Source organism: Palleronia caenipelagi (assembly GCF_007004065.1).
In the GTDB taxonomy this organism is placed as follows: Bacteria; Pseudomonadota; Alphaproteobacteria; order Rhodobacterales; family Rhodobacteraceae; genus Palleronia; species Palleronia caenipelagi.
This window is the reverse complement of record NZ_VFSV01000157.1, coordinates 1-758: the sequence shown is the minus strand read 5'-3', so window position 1 is coordinate 758 and position 758 is coordinate 1. Positions and strand designations below refer to the sequence as shown.

Below are 758 nucleotides of genomic sequence, written 5' to 3'. Positions count from 1 at the left end.
ATGGCGCATGCGACCCGCGAAATCGTCGGCTGGTCCATGACCGATCACCTGGGCGCAGAGCTGTGCTACGACGCGCTCCGGATGGCCCTGGACCAGCGCGGCCCGGTCCCGGGCCTGATCCTGCATTCGGACCGCGGCATGCAATATGCCAGCGGAGACGACCGCAAGATCATCCACCGCGCCAAGCTGGCTCAATCCATGAGCCGCAAGGGTCAGTGCCTCGGGTTCAAGCTGGTCCGCGCCAGCGGATCGAACGATCCGGGGGATCGTTTGAAGGCGCAGAACGCCCCGATGGAGAGAGCGTGTTGCATGGATTCGACCCACGGCGTAGCAGGCGGTCGGTCTGACGACAGGATGCCCAATGCCTTTCAAGCACAACGCGTCACGACGGGACAAGTTTGCGAAGGCGAAGTACCGGGTGACGAACTGGGCCGGATACAACGAGAGCCTCCGCCGACGCGGTGATGTGACGGTCTGGCTCAGCGAGGATGCGATGGCCGGCTGGAGCTCACCGCCCTCTCGCAAACGCGGTGCGCAGCGGCAGTATTCGGACCTGGCGATCGAGGCCTGCCTGACATTGCGCGTCGTGTTCGGACTGGCGCTTCGTCAAACGCAAGGGTTTGTCCGGAGCCTGCTGCGGCTCATGCGGATTGACCTGCCCGTGCCGGATTTCTCCACGCTCTACCGCCGCGCCCCATCGTTGAACATCGCGCCGGGCCGGAAACCCACAGGCGGTCCAATCACGCTCATCGTGGATA

The 758-nt window shown here is 64.5% G+C and carries 2 protein-coding genes; both read left to right on the top strand.

Annotated elements, in window-relative coordinates:
• Positions 1–465, top strand: a 465-nt coding sequence (locus FEV53_RS21825; protein ID WP_246100961.1) for a DDE-type integrase/transposase/recombinase, incomplete at its 5' end; no start/stop codon positions are given.
• A partial coding sequence (locus tag FEV53_RS20425) for a transposase (protein WP_246100959.1) occupies positions 419–758 on the top strand: 340 nt, incomplete at its 3' end. The genes FEV53_RS21825 and FEV53_RS20425, both read left to right, overlap by 47 nt.